This window comes from Bacillus sp. TCT6, from assembly GCF_056033845.1.
Map to the genome: position 1 here is coordinate 76,231 of NZ_JBVYHX010000002.1, position 19,457 is coordinate 95,687.

Here is a 19,457-nt window from a genome sequence, read left to right on the forward strand (position 1 = left end):
CTTATTCTACCTCCTGTAATATTCGAGTATTTTTTAATTGTGATTGTATACTTTCTTGGATTTTCCCAGCTTTTACAGCCATCATACTAAAGGAGGCTGCATCACTTATTCCATGCGTTCTTTCGGTTAAACCATTTACATAAATCTTAGGTATAAATCTCTCGGAAGTCTTAACTTCATAATTTTGACTAATAATTAAATCCTCATCTTCATCCAATTCAATATAGTTACTTAATGGTTGTAATCCACTTGGGAATTTTTCTTCATAAAATCCAGTACATAAGATTATATAATCCACATCAAGTTTTAACTTTTCTTGTGTGTACATATCAGTTACATCCAGTTTAAATGATTTATCTTTTTCACCTATAGTAGTTAACTCCGAATTATTAATAACTTGAATTCTATTTATTCCCTGAATACCTTCTTCGTAAATTTTCCAATATAAAGATCGACTTACATCAGCATCCACCGCAGAATAGTTTGTGTGTTTTATTTTTTCAAACAAATGTTTTTTCTTTTGTTTCGGTACAGAATAGAAATAATCAGCAAAATAAGGGAAATATACTTCATTACTAAAGTGACCTAAATCATAAAGTCGAAATCCCATACCACGATGAATAGAGGTTATTTTTGATTGTGGGAATCGATGCGCAAGATCTAATACAATTTCAATAGCATTTTGTCCTGACCCAATTACAGCGAATGTAGGTTGTTTTTCTCGAACTGTTTTAATATGACTTTTATAGCCACTTGAGTGAAATACTCTCGGGCCAATAAATTCTTTACAAATTTCAGGAATGTTTTTTCTTCTACCTGTACTTAAGACTATATTTCGAGCTTTTAATTTTTTTATAGCCCCAGTATTTAAATCTTGTGTGGAAACTTGGACCATTTCTACCGCTTTAGTTTCTGATGATACAATTGGCTCAACATTTAAAAATTTATGTCTATAAAGGGTATTTTCTGATACTTGATCTGCAACCCACTTTACGTAATCCGACCATTCAATTCTTCCAGGATTACTTGAAAATTGGCCAAACGTAAATAATCTATCTTTTTCCTTTAAATACATTGGAAAAGTATACCTACTCCTTGGATTACGAGGTGTAGCCAAGTCTCTGAGGTAGTGATGTTGAATATCTGTTCCCGGTAGTAACATTTCCGGCATCCAAGTAGAATCCTTGGCTTGCTCTACAAATAAACATTTTAAATTTAAATAATCTGAAGGATTTCCCTCTTCAAAATCCTTCATGGCAACAGATAGCGCAATACCTGCCGGCCCAAATCCTATTCCAATAACATCATAAATTTCTTCATTTAGAAAATTCATTTAAATATACCTCCTATTAATTTAATAAAGAATTTTACATTTTGATATTTTGTTTATTCCCTCCTCTCATCCTTATACTATCAAATAGCTATCGAAATAAACCTTTCACTCTATTAAGGTTTATTTCGTATACAAAGCTAATAAATTCTCATTAAAAACTTATAGAAATTCAAATTTATTAATTTAATTTAACATTTAAACACTTTTTCATATTCCACAAATAGTTTTTTTTGGTATATTATAGTTGTGTAGTGCAGATAATTAATTAGGAGGGTGAATGATATGTTTTATAATCGAGTGATTACCATGGCTTTACCTTCTCTGAATGCTATTTCATATTTAGAGGTGTACCAATTAGACCAAAAATATTTAGATAAGGTTTTAACTTTATCACAGGAATTTCAAAAATCTCTAAATATTGAGGATTTTAGCTTTGATTTTCAAAAAGCTATCGAGATTACAGATTATTACGACAATACTTTTGTAACAAATAGTATAAATCATACTATAAAAAAAGAAGGGGTTAGTGTTGGCAAAATGATTGACACTATCTATTTCACTATTAACAACCTCCTTGAATTATCAGAACATAATAATATTTTTCGTTCTAGGGTGTTAAATACTATAACTAACGCTTTTTTAAACCTTTCACATCAAGAAAAAGAATCTTACTTTTTCTATTATCAAAAAGATAACAATCAAACTAGTTATCGTTACCATATTTTTTTAGCAATTCAGGAAAATAACGAAAATCTTTTCTTGAAAATAGTTCCAATTTCAATTGATGTAACAATAAATTCCAATATTGAGGAAATAAGAATTTTAAACACCCATGACATTAGAGATTTTACTGTTAATATAAAAGCAATAAACTTAGTGTTTTATGATATAGATAATCCAAATTTATTAAAAGATTTTAATAGAAGTTAAACTTAAAATTTATAAACTGAGCGTACTAGACTCTTTTTATTTCAGAACTACTGACATTTTTATCCTCATTTAAAAAGTACCTAGATTTATATCTAGGTACTTTTTTATTTTTATGGAATTAATTAGTCTGTATCTTTTTATAGAGAAACAAAAACAAGACGGTTCTTTTGAAACCGTCTTCTTAAAATAATAATACCATCTAACATATAGCTAGTTATTTAATGTTTTCTTTTATTAGATAATTTGATTAAACAATTTATATTTCTATCATTCCTCTCTTCTTTCATATTCATCTGAAATAATATTTTTATCCCACCATATTTATAAATAAACAACACTTTTTATATTTAATTCTTTATTTTATCTAGTTACTCAAAAAAAGATCTCAGGTTTGTTTGTATCGGATTTTAAACGCCTCCCCAATACAAAATCATACCCAACAACTTTAAAGTCTATTTTAAGTTGTTAAGGTATTTAAAGAGAAATCGAATATTTTAAACCGATTTTGTTAAATAATTTCTATATACTATATGCTAATCTCTTAATTTTTCACCTTTGATTTCTTCTAAGCTCTTTTTATACACCTTTTCTTTTGTAATATGCTTCATTTTTAATTATATTACAACAATTACTTTTACAGGTTGTCCATTTCATATAGCTGTAGCAATTAGAATATTTAGTTTTAAAATGTAACATTAATTAATCTATATTCAAATAATTTCTAATTAATTTTTTAACTGTATGAATATTAACATCTATATTCATTTTAATACCTCAAAAGGCAGGCATAAATTTATGCTTGCCTTCCGTTCTCAAAATTAATTACACCTAAAACAACGTGGGATAAAGCAAATCTAAATACTGACTTCTACCCTCTATTTTTTACTTTTCTAAAACAATTTCTGCTATTTCATTAGCATGTTTTTTAGAATCAAATCCATCATAGTTACTTAGAACTACAACGGTCAAATATTCTTGTGGAAACCGCATGAAGTGTGAACGATAACCCGCCCAACTTCCTGAATGTTCCAAGTACCGACAGTTAAAACCTTCAGCAAGCCTTAGTCCAAAAGCATAATCTTCATTGTCAATAATCGTCTTCCCAGTTGGGGAAATTTTCGGACCTATTTCGCTCATTCTTTTAACAAGTTCTTTTCCACCAACGGTACCTGTAGTTAAATTCTCCCCCCACTTTACCAGGTCTTCAACTGTTGCATGAACTGCCCCATCCCCTGTGTGTTCCCAAGGGCTTTCATAGATTTTATATGTTCCTTGCTCATTCTTCGAATACCCACTAGTAATTGGTATAGTAGTTGGGTAGTAATCTATAATTGTTGTGTCTCTCATATTTAAAGGGTCAAAAATACGATCCTTTGTAAACTGACGTAAAGACTTGCCGCTTACCTTCTCTACCACTTGTGATAATAAAAAATATCCTGTATTGCTATACTCAAATTTTGTGTCAACAGGGAACCTTGCAATTTGATGACCATTAAGGTGTTTTAGCGATTCTTCCACAGTTAATATATCAGTAAATTTAATATTTTCTGCTTGAGCCAATTCCATATAATCAACTAGTCCACCAGTGTGATGAATTAGATGTCTCAATGTTACAGGTTCAGCATATGTTCCTATACACGGGACGAATCTTATAATTGAATCATCTAAACTCAATCTTCCCTCTTGTTCTAAGAGTAATATAGAAAACGCTGTAAATTGTTTAGAAACTGAGGCGATATTAAAAACGCTCTTTGTGGTTATCGGTAGATTTTCCTCTATAGAAGCTAAGCCAAATGCACCTTTATACTTTACTCCGCTATCAAAACTAGCAATATATGCAAAGCCAGGAGCTTTTGGTGAGAACTTTTTTAATAATTGTTTAATCGATGTATGCGTCTTTTCATTATATGTATTATTCACCCTAATCACATCCCCTTCCCTTTAAATGATTAGAAATATATTATCCTGTTATCTTTTTCAATTACACATCTTACTTCAACTCAAAACAACATATTTTATATTTGACTACAATCAAGCACCGTCACACTGATTTCTTTAGTTTCTAAATTCTTCTCTTTATAGAGAGCTTGAATCTATTTAGTATTATTATCCCCTGATTTATGGAAGTGCCTCTTTCAATTCTAAAACCACTCATGGAAACGGAATAAATATTTTCTAAATTTGGTCAATAACATCTAGACCACAGATGTTATTAACCAAAACACCTATTTTACTTTCAGATTAAGGACCGATGTACTAGCGAATATGAAAACTATTTACCAGTCCTCTGTAAATATAGGTTTGAATAAAACATTCATCTAACTTAAACCTTGTTTCAATTTTAGTTATAGTCTACTAATTTTATAGTCATCGTCTATAGTGTTTTACTTTTTCGATATGAAAATCCAAATAACCTTTTTAAACAACTTTGTTCACAAAAAAAGCAGCAGCGTTCCAAATCTTTATTTTTCATTGAAGTTTTAAATGTAGAATTTGGTAGTGATGCCCTGCATTATCTGTAAGTGTCCCATTGACTTCAGCTAACTAGTTCAAATGAGAGAGTCAAGAAAGTAATCCTATATCTTTTGCCTTTTGTACTGCTTCTTCTCGATTTTTAACACCTAGCTTCTCATAGAGATTGGAGGCGTAATTTCTTACCGTTCCGTTTGACAAGTAAAGTGTCGAAGCTATTGTTTTATAACGGCTTCCTTGTGATATTAGTTCCAAAATCTCTAATTCTCGTTTCGTTAACCCATACTCTTTTCCATCTGATCGTGATTCAAATAATCCTGTTTCTTCATTTTCTTTCCACATTCTATGGAACAAGTCATGATTAATCATCGTACCTCCTCGATAGACTAGACGAATTGATTCAGCTAGTTCCCGCGAATCTATAGATTTCAATAAATATCCATCCGCACCATTTCGTATGATTTCTTTTGCCCTTTCTGTATCCTGAAAGGTTGACAGAATGAGTACACGAATGTCCGGCCATTTTTTCTTAATCATTTTAGTCGCATGAATCCCATCCAGATTTGGCATCTCTAAATCCATTAATACTACATCTGGTTTTAGTCTCTCACACAATTCCAAAGCCCGTTCGCCATCTTCAGCCATTCCCACTACTTTTAAATCCTCCTGTCCATCTAAAATTGTATGAAGGCTTTCTCGGATAAAAGAATGATCATCGACAATACACATGCGGATTTGTTCATTAGACAGTTGTACTTGTTTCGGTAAAACACATGAAATTAATGTCCCTTCCTCTTTTTTGGAATAAACAATGACTCTTCCTTGTGACTGACTTACACGCTCTTTCATTGCAGTTAATCCAAAGCCATCCGTCCACTCTTCTACCCCACAGCCATTATCCTGTACATCCAATCTTATCTGTTGTGGTTCAAAATGAAGTGACACAATAATTTCTGTGGAATGCCCATGGCGAACAGCATTTGTTAGTGATTCCTGCAAGCTTCGATATAGTGTCATTTTTGATTGTTTGGAGACCATATACTCTTCCCCTATTATTCGAGTACGTACATTTACTTTTGCATGTTTCTTAAATTCCTCTGTCAATTGTTGTAATGTGACAGCTAAGGGAAGCGATTCTTGTGATAAATCCAATTGATGTACATACAGTCTTACTTCTTCCATACTGTTACGGGCCAATTGTAATAATGAATCGAGCTGTTTCTCCCCTTCCTTAGTTTTTAATTCCGTACGTAATGTTTCCATCCCCATAATAATTGAGGTATAGGAATGCCCCATCGTATCATGTAAGTCTTTTGAGAGCCTATCACGTTCCTCGAGTAATGTAATACGCTCAACCTGGGATACGTATTGTTCCAATACATGTTTCTGGTTCCGAATAGTTTCACTTTGACGATAATTAATAGCCAATAAACGAAAGAAAGAGCCCATAGCAAAAGCTAAACTGAGTTGTAGGATGATTACCCATAAATCTGTCACTTTGGAAAATATCGCAATGAGTAACGGGAACAAAATAATTGTGATAGGACCCGACCAGCGGTAAGATTTATGAACGCTATTTGCCGCAATCATAAAAGTTGGCATTAAAAAAGCAAGATACGCTAACGGAAATAATAAAGTTAAATAGAAACAAACTCCGCCAAATAATATTATTTCAGTAAATAAATAATAGCGATAACTGAACATTAAACAAATCCAAGGTACTGAAAATGAAACGACTTCCCAAAGGATTATGATCCAAAGTGGTACTGTCAAATGTTCTTGTTGTTGGATAGTCGTTGATATCAATGATAGCCAAACAATAAAGCGCATACAAAGTAAGGCCCAATCATACCAAAACCATAGTTTCAAAGTCTTAAACAAATTATCACTCCTTTATAGCTTTAAACATGGAACTCGTGTACATTCCAATAATTTGAACTAAGTAGTTTCCAATAAAATTATGTATCCCGATGAGAATGAAACCAACAATCATGACAAAAATTGCTGTCTCCCATGAATCCACAGCTATGCCCAATAAGTATATATTAAAATATCGAAAAAGTAAGGGTGTAACGATACATACTAGTGGCATTACATACAGTAAAACGGCACATATAAGACTCATTATTCCGACAAAAAATTTCTGCATGAGCCAAAAAATAGCCCGCCAGTTGCTATTATTGAGGATTGTATCTCTCGCTTTAATCCATTTATCTCCTTCCTCTTTTTTTCTTGGTTCGAATATCTCTATCGATATATCTGTATAAACCTTCGTCTGAATACGTTCATACCGAACGAACGTTTGAGTTGTTTGTAGTACCCACGCTAATAAGGGAATACCCCAAAAAATAATGGTCATTACTAATGCAAATGTAATGCTGACCAGATAGAAACAAAAGTAAAAAAAACCGGATACAAAGGTAAATAACAAGAAATAAAAATCTTGCAAAGTTTTTTGAGCTGATGCTTTCATAATTAAAATCTCTCCTCCTCATTCATTGCTAATGCTTTAAAAGCTACTTTTTTATTCTAAGTATTTTTCTGTCACAAACGGTAGTGTCAAAATGTCATGGTTTGTATGACATAACTATCAATACAGCCTTATTTACTCAATTTTTGTTGTTCTTTATAAACATGACAGAAGTTCACTATCGACTATGACTCGCCGCTTGTTATACTCTGTTCATACGCTAATTCTTTATGTTAAAGATAAGATTGTGTTCCCGATTTTATCTTTTTTCTTTGCAAATTTTTTGGTACAAAAAAGGAATCCTTATAATAAGGATTCCTAAAAGAAACGACGTACCCTAATCAATTTCTTGATTTAGTCCATCACACGTATAAAGTAAACTTTAATCAGCCCTCACCAATCAGTTTTTTACGGGCAACCCACCCAGCCTAACTTCTTTGTTTTCGCTACATTTTGAGGTTGAGCTCTTATTGTCCGTTAATGTGGGATAAATTCCTTAGTTCCTCATTTTATCTACTTAGGGAGAATTTTATTTTGTTAACTTAATGATAATGTGCTTCTATCCCACATCGTCTCTAATTTGAAAACATTTATTTCATCTAATAATCCTTTAATGAAATAACCTAACTGACATTTCTAAACAACTCTATTGACACTTAACACTATCATCAATACTACACTTCGTTGAGCCACATTATTACAAATTTATTGATGTAGTTGAGATGGACTCACTTTTTGAATTTGAACAAGTATATCAAATGCTTTACCTAATGATATATCAACAGTTTTTGGTATATCAGGCCCTTCGGTAGTTATTCCAGCGAAAATTGGATGTTGTTCGTTTAACCAAGTTTTTGTCACGCCGTTTGCCTTACGTAAATCAATAAAAAATTGATCTTTTTTAACTTGTCCAAAGATGTAGTTATAACTGTTTGAATCATCCGATTTTAATGTTCCATAGGGGCCAAATTCACCATCGCTATTCTTGACATTATATTGTCCTTCATAAACTGACGTTCCAATAGATACGTACCGTTTTCCATAATATTCTGCTAAATGCTGCCCAGCTACTTTAGGATATATAAAAGGAAGCATATTTGTTTTCGAAACGTGTCCATTATGTCCCCATACAATCGTTTTTCCTAAATGTTCTTCAGTCCACTTCGCATTTTCATACATTGCAATATCATGTTTCAAATAAAAATCCGATGGTTTATCAGGAGGTGTCGCTAACATTGTAGTAAACTGTTCAATAATACGAGCATTTTGCTTTATCCATGCAAACTCTTTAGATTTTCCATTTAAATAACTTTTATTTTCCTCTAATAAAGCACTAATTTGTTTAGCATCTAAAACATACTTTTCTTTTTCTTCTTTCGTAAGGCTTTCAAAAGTATTCATATCCTTTGTTACAGGAATAAGACCTTTTATCTTCGCTTCTACTCTAGGCAACAGTTTTGAATTGTTCGCTTTAATATATTCTATTATATTATTATAAACATTCTCGTTTACTGATTGAATGTCCATCCCGATGATACGTACTTTAGATTTATGTTTTGGATTAGCATTATATTGCCGAATCCAATCAAGTAAAGCTAGCATTTCTTTCGTCTTAAATGTAGGTGATAGATGTTGGCTTGGGTTTCCCTTACCAGTAAGAACATATCGATCAAGTTCCAAGGCCCTATCCCATCCCTCTTCTAAAACTAGATTGGTAAAGCCCTTTTCAGATACTAAATAATTAACAATACGGTGTTTCATCGTAAAAACTTCATGAGCCCCATGCATAGCTTCACCTAAACCTACAATTGAAGCTGAACCTACCATATCCTTAAGTGGTTTCAAATCATTAAGAGATGCAGTTGGATTAGTTGTTTTTAAAGGCTTTGCATGTGCTTCTAACCATTTCGCTATTTTATTTGTATTGTAGGGAGCTGTAACAGAAACCTCTGTTTTCGAATCTGCATAAGTATTTCCTACAAAATGAGTCATTGTTATAGCAGAAGCAACAATTGCAATAATCATTTTCTTTTTCATAAAACCCTCCTGAAATACTTACTTATTAGTTTTTTGACATGCTCTAAGGACCCCAGTTTAAACTATTAATTCTCTTATTAGTGTTAAGATAATTTTATTCTAGTTCCTAAAAATAACATATTTCTTAATAGGTTTTTAAGAAATTCTTAATTCATTCATACCAATATAAAACCAAATAACCTTCAATCCAAAAATAAAGGGAGCAGGTTATTTGATTATTCATTCCGTAAACTTAATGCTCAAGTTAGTCATTTTTCAAACGGTTAAACTAGATTAGAAAGGATAACGTTTTTTGGTACTTAATTACGAGTATTAAAATCTCTTAAGTTGATAGCAATGGATGCTCCCCCACACTCATTAATTAAAGAAAAAAAGAAAAAAAGCAAAAAATGAACTGACATCTCAAAGTGACTACCTGTAGAGAAACAAAATTTCGTTTAGGGGATACTCCAAAACCCTAGTCTGATGGCGACGTGGCAGGACCTCATGCCTATCAACTTAAGAACTTACTTTATTCTAAAAAATTTTTAGAATAAAGTAAGTTGTTTTTGAACCAGAAAGGCATATTTTTAACTATAAAAACTAAGACAAAATTTATCTGGTTTTCCTTTTTACCTACTTGCTAAATTCAGCCAGTAAAATACTTTTAAATGGATCAGGACTATCAGCTTTAAGACTGTTCAAATTGACGGCCAATGTATGCTTACCTCCAAGTGTGCCACCAGCAAAAGTGGTAAACCCTAGAACTTTACCCTGGTGTCCCCATATCGAGACACCGTTTGGAAGCTTAGTTTCATAGATTCCAAGACCATATCCGGTTCCTTCTCTATCTGTAGGAACTGTAGTAAGCATTTGTTTTAGTTGCTGTTCCTTCAGTAATTTACCACTGAGTAAGTAAGTGAAGAATTTGTTTAAATCGTCAGCAGTAGAAATCATATCTCCATCCGAGCTACCTGGGTTAATATAAGTAACGTCTTTTAGCTCACTTGCTCCGTCTAGTTGGAAATAGCCACGGGCATGCTTGGTGCCTGGAATCACGCTTGAATTGCCAGGTAGGAATGTATTTGACAAATCAAGCGGTTCAATAATTCGATTTTCAACCTCTTCCGCATAACTTTTGCCAGTTACTTTTTCAATAAGGATCCCCAGTAATACGTATCCTGTATTTGAATAAGACCAACCCTTCCCTGGGGCAAAGTCTGGGGGAAGTGAAATCCCCATTTTGACGAATTCTTCAGCCGTATACGATTTTTTTGTATCCATAATATCAAAGTCTTTTGAATTTACATAGTCAGCAATACCACTTGTATGATTCAATATTTGCCGGATCGTAATCTGGTTACCATCATATCCGTTTCCTTGAATAACACCAGGCAACCATTTTTCAATGGAGTCGTCTAGATTCAAACGGTTCTCTCCAGATAATTGAAGTAGAACTGTTGCAATGAACGTCTTCGTTACACTACCAATGCGAAAGCGAAAATCTGTTTTCATTGGTTTCTTGGTGCTCAGGTCCGCTAACCCAGCGGCATAACTCCATGTTTTTCCACCCTCAGAAGTCTTAGCAAGTATTCCAGGATATCCAAGTTGCAATGTATCCCGCATTGCCTCTTTGACGGAATTACGTTCTCTTTGAGTGCTTGTTTGTAGCGAACTAGATACATTTTGCGTAGGTTCTGCTTTTACAATTGATGTTGGTGTTATGTATAACAGGGAACTTCCAGCTATTAAAAGTGCTAGACTTGCACATTTAATTTTACTGCTTGTTTTCATAAAGCATTCCTCTCCTCTATTTAAATTGTATTGATGGTTGATAGCTATGTCATATGCTAACCACACAGCTATCAACTCTCCCAATGATAAAAGTCAACACTGAATTTGCAATCATCTATGCACCTATTATTTCTACAAACAACTTTCTGACCTAATAAATGATTAATTCCTCTTTTTCAGATGTATGTTAACCTCTGTAATTTCTTCTTTTCTTCCATAGAGTTTTGTTAATGAATTTGTTTTTATATAAATATATAGTATCTATTCCCCCTCTCGTTCTTCTCTACATTTTGATCATACACAATGAAAATCTCTTTTCTCTTACTCCTTTCTTACAAATTCCTTACGCTCAAAACCACTTCTATAATTCGGTGGTTTTTATTTTAAGAAAACTCAGTTCTATTAACTTGATAGTCATAGGGTACTGCCACATGTCCATCAAATTAGGACCCTGCTTTACCCCAAATGTAAAAAAACGTTATCCTTTCCTATGATTCTAGAGAAAGAATAACGTTTTTCATGTTACGGAGGATTTTGTTTTATTAGCTTAACAGCATTTACTACCTTAATTTTAAAAAAACTTTAAAATTAAGATGTTTTTTGAACCAGAAAAGGATATTTTCAACTATAAAAACTATGACAAAATTTATCTATTTTTCCTTTTTGCCTACTTGCTAAATTCAGCAAGTAAAATATTTTTAAAAGGATTAGGACTATTAGCTTTATTGCTGTTCAAATTGATGGTTAATGTATGCTTGCCTCCAATTGTGCCTCCAGCAAGAGTAGAAAAACCTGGAGAGCCACCTGTGTGTCCCCAAATCGAGACACCGTTTGGAAGTTTATTTTCATAAATTCCAAGACCATAACCATCCATTCCTACTATTCCTGTAGGAACTGGAGTAAGCATTTGTTTTAGTTGTTGTTCCTTCAGTAATTTGCCACTAAGTAAGTAAGAGAAAAATTTGTTCAAATCGTCAGCAGTAGAAATCATATCTCCATCTGAGTTACCTGGGTAAGAATAAGTAACATCTTTTGGCTTACTTGCTTCGTCTAGTTGGAGATATCCACGGGCATGATTGGTACCTGGAATAACAGTTGAATTACCCGGTAGGAATGTATTCGACAATTCGAGCGGTTCAACAATCCGATTTTCAACCTCTTCCGCATAGCTGTTTCCAGTTACTTTTTCAATAAGCATACCTAGTATTACGTATCCTGTGTTTGAATAAGACCAGCCCTTACCTGGAGCAAAGTCTGGCGGAAGAGAAATTCCCATCTTTACTAATTCTTCAGCCGTATACAATTTTTTTGTATCCATAATATCATAGTCTTTTGACTTTAAGTATTCAGCAATCCCACTTGTATGATTCAATAACTGCCGAATCGTAATCTGGTTACCATCATATCCGTTTCCTTGAATGACGCCAGGTAACCATTTTTCGATGGAGTCATCTAGATTCAAGCGGTTCTCTCCAGATAATTGAAGTAGAACTGTTGCAATGAATGTCTTCGTAACACTGCCAATACGAAAGCGATAATCTGCTTTCATTGGTTTCTTGGTTCTCAGATCCGCTACCCCAGCAGCATAACTCCACGTTTTTCTATCCTTTGAAATTTTGGCGAGTATCCCTGGGTATCCAAGTTGTAGTGTATCCCGCATTGCTTTCTTGACGGAAGTACGATCTCTTTGAGTATTTGTTTGTAACAAACTAGATACACTTTGATCAGACTCTGCTTTTACAATTGAGCTTGGTGTTGTGTATAACAAAGAACTTCCAGTCATTAAAAGGACTAAACCTGTAGATGTAATCTGACAATGTTTTTTCATAAAGATATTTCTCTCCTCTATTCATATTTTATCGGTAGTTATTTGTTGTTTTCTATTAGTCACACAGCTTTCATCTTAACCAAAGATAAATGGACAAAAATGGATTTGTAATTATCTTACTCAGCATTATTTTCACAAATGCTATTGTGCCCTAACAAGCGGTAAATTGCTCTTTTTCCACATGTATGTTGACCCTATAAATTATTTATTTTCCTTAAAATACTCTTATTACTGGTTTGTTTTTCATAAATAAGTCATACTTGTTTCCCCTTTCACGCCCCTTTATATTTTTGTCATGCACAATGAAAATCTCCCCTCCTCATTTATTGTTAATGCTTTAAAAACTGCTCTTTGATTCTAAGTTTTTTTATGTCACATACGGTAGTGTCAAAATGTCATTGTTTGTATGACATAACTATTAATACCGCTGTATCCCACTCAATTTTTGTTCTTCTTTATAAATATTACAAAAACTCACTACCTACTATGACTTGCCTCTTGCTACACTCTGTTCATACACTAACGAGCCGCTAACTCGTTGTGCTAACAAAAAATCCCAATTAAATAAAGGAGCGTACAAAAATGAAACAAGCAATTAACAAACTGGGGATTGTTGCAGTTCTTCTTTCTTCTTCAACCATGATTTCTGCGTGTTCCCAACAATCATTAGAGGCTGAAAAATCAAAGCCATTGGCATCCGGAACTAATATCCAAATGCCGAAAGGACCTACTAATAAAAAAGAAATAGAATCTTTTGCAGACCCGTTATTTGAAGAAAAAATGAAGAAGTATAATGTGAACGGTTCTAGTTTTGTCGTCGTTCATGATGGAAAGGTTGTTGTCAATAAAGGATATGGATATGCCAATAAAGAAAAGAAAATCCCTGTCACTAAGGACACGGTCTTTCAAATCGCTTCAGTCTCAAAAACCTTTACTGCTTTGGCTGTGATGCAGCAAGTCGATAAAGGAAAGCTTAAACTAGATCAAGATGTACAAAAATACCTTGGTGGATTACAAATTCCTAATCAAACAGGGAAACCTCTCACCCTGTTTGATATGCTTACTTATACTAGCGGGGTAGATTTTCCGGATCTCACAAATATAACTGGACCCGAATACGTTCATAATAGTATACCAATGAAAGAATTTTTCTCTAAGCATATGCCAACGGTGATACGGCCACCAGGGGAAGCTTATACGTATGACAACGTCTCATTTGCGCTCGCAGGGTTTGCAGTAGAAAATGCTACTAACACCCCTTTCTCAAAATATATGGAAAAAAATATTTTCAAACCATTAGATATGGAATCTACGAGTATGAGCTTTACGCCTGACCTTCTCAAAAGAATGGCTACACATTATGGTCCCACAGGTGATCCGATTCCAACAAGTGGGAGCGGTTTAAGGGATACACCACAAGGAGGCATTTTATCTACTGCGGAAGACATGTCAAAATACATGATTATGCAACTACAGAAAGGAACGTTTAAAGACAAAGAAATTGTAAGCAAAAAAGGCATAGATATGATGCATGCCTATCAAGTTTTTGATGATAAGACAGTCCCTGTTGCGACAATTGGATTTGAAACGCCTTTTAATAAATTTGCTAACGGTCAACATGTTGTAATGAAAGGTGGAAGTATGCCTGGGCATCAATCACTGCTGATTTTAGTGCCTGAACAAAAAACAGCATTCTTCATGTCTTACAATAATGATTCAATGATGAGTATAGACATATATGAAGCTCTCATGGATCACTATTTCCCCGCTAAGAAGAATGAAGTAAAAACAAGTTATCTCCCGTTAGAGGAAAAAGAGGCTCATAAATACTTGGGTTTATTCCAGAATACGCGTTTCGCTGCCATTCGCACTCATTTAACTTATGAAAATGGGAATTTGATTATGGAGGGTGGAACAACGGGAAAACAAGTTCTCAAAATGATTCATCCATTGTTATTTGAGGATTCAGAAGGCAATAAAGTCGCTTTCAAAAAGAATTCAGCAGGAGAAATCACATATTTTCACTACACCTCTCCTAAAAGCCTTGATTTTGTAGCAGATGCTCAGAAAATTAACAACAAATCACCGTTTGATGACGTGCCAGCAAAGAGTAAATATAGAAGTCACATTGATAACCTTCATGCTCTAAACATTATGGGTGCTAAAACAGATAATCTATTTAATCCGATGGACACCATGACACAAGGAGAATTTGCGGATATGCTGTTACTTGCTCACGGATGGAATGGTTTTCCAGACGAATCCAAGGAGGCAAGGGAAAAAATGATGAATGGAATTCCAGAGTATAATCGTGCTACTCCGATTACCCGACAGGCCGCAGCAACCATGATTCAAAACGTAAAGCAAATTCAAGACTTGAAACCGATTCAACCTGATAGAGCTATTAAAGTTAAATTACTTGATGCCGCAGATGATTGGGCAGTCCAATCTATTCAGGCACTTGCCTCCCAAGGAATTCTAGACCCTGATACTTCCATCAATGCTGACGGATCTTTTATGTTCCGTCCGAAAGATGTGTTACTGCGTCAAGAAGCCAGTTCCTTACTGGATTTAGCTTTTGGCTATTATGCATTGCCTATTAAACGAAAATAAATATTTATTCTAATTTGAATAATAAAAAATGGGAGGCTAGTACCTTATCAATATTAAGCTAAAATAAAACAAGAAATTTAACTTTATAAGATCTTTATGAAAACGCAAACGATTCGAAGCATGACTCTATATATTTGAAATTTTTGTATTTAAAAAAGGAATCTATTAGGAAATATGATAGGTTCCTTCCTTTAATTTAATAGGCGTTATACACTATAAATATGTTGAGTTAGATCTTCAACCTCCTCTGAAACAATTTTCTTAAAAGATAGAATTCTTACATGCTTGTAAGGTAAATGTAAGACAATTCAATATGAGGACTATAATATTTTAGATTAAATTATATATAGCCAATAAACGAACAGGAGATAATAACTATGAGTATATTAACAGTCCGTAACTTAAGTAAAATTTATAATACAGGAAAAGTATCTTATAAAGCTCTTTCCAATATTGATTTGACAATACAAAAAGGAGAATTTGTAGGAATTATGGGAGCATCAGGAAGTGGCAAATCAACTTTACTAAATATGATCTCTACTATTGATGCACCAACATCAGGAGAAGTATTTATTAACGAAAAAAATCCCCATTGTTTATCTTCTAATGATCTAGCATTATTTAGACGCCGTGAACTAGGGTTTGTCTTTCAATCCTTTAACCTCATGAATACTCTAACTGTAAAAGAGAATATTGTTTTACCACTTACATTAGATAATGTAAGTTTGAATGAAATGAACAACAAAGTAGAAGTTATTTCTAAAAAACTAGGGATTGAACAGATTTTAAATAAAAGAACCTATGAAATTTCAGGAGGACAAGCTCAACGAACCGCCATTGCTCGTGCCCTTATTCATTCCCCTCAATTAATATTAGCAGATGAACCAACAGGAAATTTAGATTCAAAAGCGGCAAATGATGTGATGGAACTCCTAAAGAAATTAAATCAAGATCAACAAGTAACTATGATGCTAGTGACACATGATCCCGTAGCTGCGAGTTACTGTGATCGAGTAATCTTCATTACAGATGGATCTTTTTATAATGAAATTTATTGCGATGACAATCGTTTAAAATTTCACAAAGATATTACAGATGTACTATCTTTACTAGGAGGTAATTAACATGAATTTTCGTCAACTTGTATATAATAATGTCACTCGTAATAAACGATTATACCTTGGACATTTTTTGAGTAGTACATTTGCCGTGATGATTCTATTTACTTTTGAATTGCTTGCATTTCACCCTAATTTCACTGGAAATCTTGTATCGACCAGTGAGACCATGAGTTCTTTAAGTACAAAAGGATTTAAAATTGTTCAATATCTAATTATATTTTTCTCCTTCTTTTTCATTCTCTATTCTATTACTATGTTTTTAAAAACAAGGAAAAAGGAATTTGGGATTTTATTACTCCATGGCATGTCTAATGCACAATTAAAAAAGCTAATTTTCATGGAAAATATGTTAATTGGATGTTCTGCAATTATTGTTGGGATTGGACTTGGATTAGTTTTTGGAAAATTAATCTTACTGATAAGTGGTTCCCTTTTCCTGTTAAAAGGTGGGCTTCCATTTCATTTTCCTACTAATGCAATTTTAGTGACATCTCTTATGTTTTTTATTTTATTTATACTTGTCTCTTTTTTCACTGTACGAGTAATGAAGGTATCACAGCTAATTGAACTCATGAAATCTGAAGAAAAACCAAAAGCGGAACCAAAGTCATCTAAATGGCTAGCTTTCTTCTCAATTCTTTGTATTTGCATTGGATATGCCTCAGCGTTTTATTTGGATATAGCATTAAAAAAAGGAATTGAGATATATGTTCTATTACTATGTGTTTTCTTAACTGTATTAGGAACATACTTTTTATTTACTCAGCTCAGCTTTTATGTCATTACAATATTGAAAAATCGTCAATACACTTTCTTTAAAAAAACCAATATGTTAATGATTTCAGAGCTAACATATCGAATGACAGATAACGCACGAACACTCTTTCTAGTAAGTATACTTTCCGCAGTTGCCTTTACCTCTATTGGTGCTTGCCTTTCTATTGGAAATGGCGCATTAGCGGAAGTTAACAGTCCTTATGCATTTGAATATAAATCATATAAACACAACAAGGAGGAGGCATTTCATATTTCTCAAATAGAGAAACAATTACATAATGATGGATTCTCATATAAATTAGTAACTTCTACTGGTTTTAATACAACAAGTCACGCAACACCAATTATGAAACTGACTGATTACAACGCAACTGCCAAAACACTAGGATACCCAGCAGAAACGTTAAATAAGGAAACAGACAGTCTAATCCTACCATCAAAAATGTATCTGAGAGTAGTTCCTCAAGAGAAATTAAAGAAACTGTCTTCATCCCTTACACTGGAACACTGTAATATGAATTATAATTTTTCTGGTAATAAAATATTAATGGATAATATTATCAGCCCATCTGATAATTTTTCTGTCGTTGTTTCGGATTCAATGTACGAAACAATACTCAATACACAGTTAGGAGAAGCAACGGTCGATCAGTATATAGACTATCGTTTTTTAATTAAAAACATGTATGAAACAGCAGATATGGCTAAAAAACTTACAAAGATAATTCCAAATGATTATAGAAGCGGACGCCCACCTTTTATATTTGATTCCCCGGTATTAAAATGGTTAGAAGGTAAACAAGTGAATGCGATACTATCTATTCTCAGTGTACTAGTAGGTGTTGTATTTTTTATATTTACAATTAGTTTCTTATACTTCCGTTTATTTACAGATTTAGATCGTGATAAAAGCCAATTTCAAATGCTTTCTAAATTAGGGTTAACTAAAAGAGAGATAAAAAAAATTGTAACCCAACAAATTAGTATATTATTTTTTATACCTATTGTGATTGCTGTTCTTCATAGTAGCGTGGCCTTCTTGGCAATAAGGTTTTTAGCACAGAGCAGGCACATAGACTTACCTATTGCAGGAAATTCTATTCTGATATTCACGAGCTTTATTAGTGTACAAATAATTTACTACCTTATTATTAGAAGAAGTTATTTGCGTCAAATACTTCATTCCATAAATTAAAGTGGAAAATGAGAGATATGCTGATGGCATTCCGTATATATACCTCTTACTTAAAGTCACTTTTCTAGTGAGCTAATTAATTTTTTTGTTTTACTTATGAAGTAGCACCACATCTCTATCAAGCTAAGAAATGTAAATACCTCAAAACAAAAAAATGAGCATTCTTACAGTTACTACTGAGAATTAGGCTCATTTTTTTCGTTTTTGGAACAATTAATATCTTAAGTTGATGGATGTATGGCGGTACCCCGTAAACGTCCAATAACTCTAAAATATACAAAATTTGAGAACTATGAAAAAGACACTCTTATGAGTGCCCTTTTTAGCAACTAAGTCTCCTGCAGCTATTACCATATCTCATATGAATTTCGTCTGTAAGATGAAATTTCAAGTTCATATTTAATTATTAAAATAAACCGCACCAAAGTTTTCATTAAATCTTTTACACCAAACAGAAACCGAACCATATTCATTTACATCTATCCCTTCAGGAATTTCGTAGTTTTGGTCTCCTTTATTTCCCTTTAATTTTCCTAATTCAATATACTGATAGCTTTTCACGTCTTCATTATTTTTCAAACGATTTGTAGGAACTAATACAACTCGTACATCTGGCCCATTAGATGTTGCAAAATTAGAAAGTCGTAAAACACGTTTTCCATTCGCTAATTGGTGAATTTTTGCCGTTCCGGTTGTTTCATGGACACCGTTTTGAAAATGACCTTCCCTTATTACTCGATCACCTTGTTGCTTTACTTCAGTTGATTGTATCTCTGCTTGTGGCAATGATTCATTTACGTGCTTATCAATAAATAATTTCTCTGGTCGGAACAATGACCATAAAATCCCCAATACAATTATTAAACCACCTATAAGCCATACATATTTTCTTTTCATAAAGTAAAAAA

At 33.2% G+C, this 19,457-nt stretch carries 12 protein-coding genes; 4 read left to right on the forward strand and 8 right to left on the reverse strand.

The features are described 5' to 3' along the window. Nucleotide 1 precedes the first annotated feature (1 nt). Complete coding sequence (locus AC0ONG_RS27420; protein WP_474204874.1) at nucleotides 2-1,333, reverse strand: SidA/IucD/PvdA family monooxygenase; 1,332 nt, start codon at nucleotides 1,331-1,333, stop codon at nucleotides 2-4. 282 nt (nucleotides 1,334-1,615) lie between these two features. On the opposite strand from AC0ONG_RS27420, the gene AC0ONG_RS27425 reads away from it, so the two are divergent. Next, complete coding sequence (locus AC0ONG_RS27425; RefSeq protein ID WP_061667230.1) at nucleotides 1,616-2,263, forward strand: hypothetical protein; 648 nt, start codon at nucleotides 1,616-1,618, stop codon at nucleotides 2,261-2,263. Between the two features lie 882 nt (nucleotides 2,264-3,145). On the opposite strand, the gene AC0ONG_RS27430 is transcribed toward AC0ONG_RS27425, so the two are convergent. The 6 genes from AC0ONG_RS27430 to AC0ONG_RS27455 form a co-directional block, all read right to left on the reverse strand. Next, nucleotides 3,146-4,183 (reverse strand): serine hydrolase domain-containing protein, encoded by a 1,038-nt coding sequence (locus tag AC0ONG_RS27430; protein ID WP_474204876.1) that lies wholly within the window; start codon nucleotides 4,181-4,183, stop codon nucleotides 3,146-3,148. A 642-nt stretch (nucleotides 4,184-4,825) separates the two neighbouring features. Then, nucleotides 4,826-6,616 carry a response regulator gene (locus tag AC0ONG_RS27435; RefSeq protein WP_474204878.1) on the reverse strand — a complete coding sequence of 597 codons (1,791 nt, stop codon included), beginning with the start codon at nucleotides 6,614-6,616 and terminating at the stop codon, nucleotides 4,826-4,828. Between the two features lie 4 nt (nucleotides 6,617-6,620). Then, on the reverse strand, nucleotides 6,621-7,211 hold the full coding sequence (locus AC0ONG_RS27440; protein WP_474205132.1) for a sensor domain-containing protein: 591 nt from the start codon (nucleotides 7,209-7,211) through the stop codon (nucleotides 6,621-6,623). Between the two features lie 699 nt (nucleotides 7,212-7,910). Then, nucleotides 7,911-9,242, reverse strand: a complete 1,332-nt coding sequence (locus tag AC0ONG_RS27445) for an erythromycin esterase family protein (RefSeq protein WP_474204880.1) — start codon at nucleotides 9,240-9,242, stop codon at nucleotides 7,911-7,913. A 615-nt stretch (nucleotides 9,243-9,857) separates the two neighbouring features. Then, nucleotides 9,858-11,015: a serine hydrolase domain-containing protein gene (locus tag AC0ONG_RS27450; protein ID WP_474204882.1), complete on the reverse strand. Its 1,158-nt coding sequence runs from the start codon at nucleotides 11,013-11,015 to the stop codon at nucleotides 9,858-9,860. 667 nt (nucleotides 11,016-11,682) lie between these two features. After that, entirely contained in the window at nucleotides 11,683-12,843 is a 1,161-nt protein-coding gene (locus AC0ONG_RS27455) for a serine hydrolase domain-containing protein (RefSeq protein ID WP_474204884.1), read from the reverse strand. A gap of 582 nt (nucleotides 12,844-13,425) precedes the next feature. On the opposite strand from AC0ONG_RS27455, the gene AC0ONG_RS27460 reads away from it, so the two are divergent. The 3 genes from AC0ONG_RS27460 to AC0ONG_RS27470 all read left to right on the forward strand — a co-directional run bounded on the left by AC0ONG_RS27460 (nucleotide 13,426) and on the right by AC0ONG_RS27470 (nucleotide 18,549). Then, nucleotides 13,426-15,456 carry a serine hydrolase gene (locus tag AC0ONG_RS27460; RefSeq protein WP_474204886.1) on the forward strand — a complete coding sequence of 677 codons (2,031 nt, stop codon included), beginning with the start codon at nucleotides 13,426-13,428 and terminating at the stop codon, nucleotides 15,454-15,456. Between the two features lie 377 nt (nucleotides 15,457-15,833). Further along, a complete protein-coding gene (locus tag AC0ONG_RS27465) occupies nucleotides 15,834-16,580 on the forward strand; it encodes an ABC transporter ATP-binding protein (RefSeq protein WP_474204888.1) in 747 nt (248 codons plus the stop codon). A 1-nt stretch (nucleotide 16,581) separates the two neighbouring features. Continuing rightward, complete coding sequence (locus tag AC0ONG_RS27470; RefSeq protein WP_474204890.1) at nucleotides 16,582-18,549, forward strand: ABC transporter permease; 1,968 nt, start codon at nucleotides 16,582-16,584, stop codon at nucleotides 18,547-18,549. A 399-nt stretch (nucleotides 18,550-18,948) separates the two neighbouring features. Here AC0ONG_RS27470 and AC0ONG_RS27475 read toward each other — a convergent pair whose 3' ends face one another. Next, nucleotides 18,949-19,446, reverse strand: coding sequence for a DM13 domain-containing protein (locus tag AC0ONG_RS27475; RefSeq protein ID WP_474204892.1), 498 nt, complete (start codon nucleotides 19,444-19,446; stop codon nucleotides 18,949-18,951). Nucleotides 19,447-19,457: the final 11 nt, after the last annotated feature.